This is a genomic window from Mycobacterium sp. 1165178.9, from assembly GCF_001673555.1.
GTDB lineage: Bacteria > Actinomycetota > Actinomycetes > Mycobacteriales > Mycobacteriaceae > Mycobacterium.
Window position 1 is genome coordinate 1 of record NZ_LZMB01000482.1, and the last position, 3,698, is coordinate 3,698.

The 3,698-nt window shown below is 68.8% G+C and carries 6 protein-coding genes; 2 read left to right on the top strand and 4 right to left on the bottom strand.

All coding sequences use genetic code 11. The annotated features are described in order from the left end of the window. The 4 genes from A5652_RS20690 to mftA all read right to left on the bottom strand — a co-directional run. Nucleotides 1-424, bottom strand: a 424-nt coding sequence (locus A5652_RS20690; protein WP_197514035.1) for an alpha-hydroxy-acid oxidizing protein, incomplete at its 3' end; no start/stop codon positions are given. 2 nt (nucleotides 425-426) lie between these two features. Beyond that, the gene (gene mftC, locus A5652_RS20695) at nucleotides 427-1,644 is read right to left on the bottom strand and encodes a mycofactocin radical SAM maturase (RefSeq protein ID WP_067355924.1); all 1,218 of its coding nucleotides are present in this window, start codon (nucleotides 1,642-1,644) and stop codon (nucleotides 427-429) included. Then, entirely contained in the window at nucleotides 1,641-1,967 is a 327-nt protein-coding gene (gene mftB, locus A5652_RS20700) for a mycofactocin biosynthesis chaperone MftB (protein WP_197514036.1), read from the bottom strand. Before mftB ends, mftC begins: the two co-directional genes overlap by 4 nt. Continuing rightward, entirely contained in the window at nucleotides 1,952-2,041 is a 90-nt protein-coding gene (gene mftA / locus A5652_RS20705) for a mycofactocin precursor MftA (RefSeq protein ID WP_007773607.1), read from the bottom strand. Before mftA ends, mftB begins: the two co-directional genes overlap by 16 nt. A 100-nt stretch (nucleotides 2,042-2,141) precedes the next feature. Between mftA and mftR the strand changes: the two genes are divergently transcribed. Further along, nucleotides 2,142-2,738: a mycofactocin system transcriptional regulator gene (mftR, locus tag A5652_RS20710; protein WP_067355932.1), complete on the top strand. Its 597-nt coding sequence runs from the start codon at nucleotides 2,142-2,144 to the stop codon at nucleotides 2,736-2,738. Continuing rightward, the coding region (locus tag A5652_RS20715; protein ID WP_067355936.1) for a DUF2332 domain-containing protein at nucleotides 2,735-3,698 on the top strand (964 nt) is incomplete at its 3' end. The genes mftR and A5652_RS20715, both read left to right, overlap by 4 nt.

The window sequence follows — 3,698 nt, forward strand, 5'->3', positions numbered from 1 at the left end:
CCCGCGCGGCGATCGCGTCGCGGTCACCCAGCCAGTACACCTGGAAGAACACCCTGGGGTTCGCCGCGATGACCTCTTCGATCGGCTTGCTGGCGAACGACGACAGCCCCATGGCGGTGCCGCGGGCGGCCGCGGCTCGCGCCACAGCGACCTCGCCGTCGGGGTGCACCGCCTGCACGCCGGTCGGTGAGATCAGCACCGGCAGCGAAATGTCTTGCCCCATAACACTGGTCGACAGGTCGCGCTTCTCCTGCGCACCGATGACGTGGGGAGCGAATCCGAGTTCGCTGAAGGCTGCCACGTTGTCGGAGACCGTGACTCCCTTTTCGGAGGCCGAAATCAGCGACGAATAGGCCGATTTCGGCAGCCGCCGCTTGGCGCGTTGCTGCGCGATCGCCACGGTTTCAAACCATGCGTCGGCCATCGTTACACCGGGCTTTCGTTACACATGCGGGCCGGCGGCGTTGCCGGCGTGCCAGCCGGCGGTCGCATCGACAGCGTGAGCGGCACCGGCTGGCGGATGCGCTTGCCGCGGGAGTGATCGGCTCGGGGACGCGGCGTCTCGCGGTCGCGCTCCAGCGCCGTGGCGCTGTGCCCCTGGACGCATTCGGGGTCCGGTCCGTCCAGCGGCAGGCCGGTGAAGAATTTGGCGGCCATGCACCCGCCCCGGCAGCTGTCGTAGTGCCCGCAGCTGCCGCAGGCACCCGCCGACCGGGGCTCGCGCAGCTCGCGGAACAGCGGGGCGTTTTTCCAGACGTTGGAGAAACCAGCCCCAAAACCAGTATCCGTCAACACGTTTCCGGCCAGGAAGCGGTCGTGGATGGCGAACGGGCAGGCGTACACGTCGCCGATCGGGTCGATCAGGCACACCACGCGGCCGGCCCCGCACATGTTCAGACCGGCCAGGGCACCCGATTGGCCAAGCGGAGCCAAGTGGAAGAAGGAGTCACCGGTGAGCACCCGCTCGCCCTTGGCGACCAGCCAGTCGTACAGCTGGACCTGCTGGTCGGCGGTGGGGTGCAGCTCCTCCCATACATCGGCACCGCGCCCGGACGGGCGGAGCCGGGTGATCCGCAGCGTGGCGCCGTAACGGCTTGCCAGCGCGGCGAATTCGTCGAGTTGGTCGACGTTGTGTCGGGTGACGACCACGGAGATCTTGGCGTCGGAGAAACCGGCGTTGGCAAGGTTTTCCAGCGCCCGTACCGCGGTGTCGAACGAGCCGGGCCCACGGACGGCGTCGTTGACCTCGGCGGTCGCGCCATCCAACGAGATCTGGACGTCGACGTAGTCGCTGGCCGCCAGCCGCGCGGCGACCTCGGGCGTGATCCGGACGCCGTTGGTGGAGAACTTCACGCCGACGTGGTGTTCGGTCGCGTAGTCGACCAGTTCCCAAAAATCTGGGCGCACAGTGGGTTCCCCACCACCGATGTTGACGTAGAACACCTGCATGCGTTCCAGCTCATCGATGATGTCCATGCATTGGCGGGTGGACAGCTCTCGCGGGTCCCGCTTGCCCGACGACGACAGGCAGTGCACGCAGGCCAGGTTGCAGGCGTACGTCAGCTCCCAGGTGAGGCAGATGGGCGCGTCGAGCCCGTGCTCGAACTGCTCGATCAGCCGGGGTACAGGGGCCGCTGTTGTCATTGATCGTCCTTCCGGGGCACCAGCATGTTGGACGCGACGAGCACACCCAGCGCATGCAGATACGGCGCCTGCGCGTCGTCGTCCACCCCCGCCGCGCGGCAGGCGGACCGGATGTCGGCATGGTCGGCCAGCGACTGCACCACGGTAAGGATGGTGCGGTTCTTCAGGAACGACAGCTTGCGGGTACCGAAGTGGTACAGAAGCGCGCCGAACGGTTCCGGCCGAACCGCCACCTGCGGGTGCAATCGCCAGCCGCGATCAGGATCGAACGACGTCGGCGTCCGAGCCTGCGCGGGCGCGGGCACGGTCAGTAGACCCCGCACATGCCGTCGATGGACACCTCTTCGACCAGGGTCTCGGTGACGAGTTGGGTGTCAGTTTCGGTCTCGTGGTCCACGGGGTCTTGCCTTTCGTCCGGTCTTGACAACGATGGGATCTGAGTCACACTCGCCGTCAGAATATGGCATCGAGTGCCGAAACGGAAGGGCGGGGGTCCGATGGTGCCGCAGCCGCGGGTGGGCAGGCGCCGCTCGACCACTCCGCACGACATCACCGACGTCGCCATCGACATGTTCGCGGCCCGAGGTTTCGCCGAGGTGAGCGTCGACGATGTCGCCGAGGCCGCGGGCATCTCCCGCCGGACCCTGTTCCGGTATTACGCATCCAAGAACGCCATTCCCTGGGGCGACTTCGACAACCACCTTGCCCACCTGCGCGATTTGCTCGACGACGTCGACGCTGACGTGCGCCTGGGTGATGCGCTGCGCGCTGCGCTGTTGGCGTTCAACACCTTTGACGAATCCGAGATGGCCCGGCACCGCCAGCGCATGCGGGTGATCCTGCAAACCGCTGAGCTGCAAGCGTATTCGATGACGATGTATGCCGGCTGGCGCGAGGTGATCGCCGGGTTCGTCGCGCGCCGCCTGGACTGCAAGACCACGGATCTGGCACCCCAGACCGTTGCGTGGACGATGCTCGGGGTGGCGTTGTCGGCCTACGAACACTGGCTGAGCGACGAATCCGTCCCACTGCCGGTTGCCCTGGGCAATGCCTTCGACGTCGTCGGCGCCGGGCTGGACGGGTTGGGCAGGTGACGGCCGAGCACCTGCTGCACACCCTGCGGTCACAGGGCAGGTTCTGCGCCTCGTCGGGCTCGCCGATGTATGGCGAGCTGTTCGAGTTGGTGGCCGGCGACGTCGAAGCCGGCGGTGTCTTCGCGACCGTCTTGTCCGGGCGCGAGGACGCGCCGTCGCGCGACGCGGTGCCGCTGCGGTTGCTCGGCGGGCTGCACCGCCTGGTGCTCGACGGCCGGGCGGCGCGGTTGCGCCGCTTCTACCCCAGCACGGGGGGCGAGTGGGATTCCCGAGCCGCCTGGCCCGAAATCCTGGACACCGCCGCCGGCCACGTCGGCGTGCTGCGCGCGGCGCTCGGCCAGCCGCCGCAGACCAACGAGGTGGGCCGATCGGCCGCCCTGATCGGCGGCCTGCTGCACATCAACCACGAATTCGGCTTGCCCATACGGCTTTTCGAGATCGGGTCGAGCGCGGGGCTGAACCTGCGCGGGGACCACTACCGCTACGACTTCGCCGCCGGCCGGTGGGGGCCGGCCGACTCGCCGGTGACCATCGACGACGCGTGGCGCGGCGCGCTGCCGCCCAGGCGCGCCTTACGGATCGTGGCCCGCCACGGGTATGACATCGCGCCCATCGACGTCGGCGACGCCGACGGGGAGATGACCGTGTTGAGCTATGTCTGGCCGGACCAAGGTGCCCGGCTGGCGCGGCTGCGCGGCGCCATCGAGGTCGCCCGCCGGGTCCCGGCCGTGCTCGAGCGCCGGACGGCGGCCGACGCGGTCGCCGGCCTGACACTGGCCGACGGTGCGCTGACCGTCCTGTGGCATTCGATCACCTGGCAGTATCTGTCCGCCGACGAACGCGGCGCGGTGCGCGCGCACGTGGACGCGCTGGCCGGACGGGCCGATGCCCGCTCGCCGTTCGCCCACCTCACGATGGAGCCCGCGCGTGACGGGCCGGGTGCACCGATCAAGTTCCTGG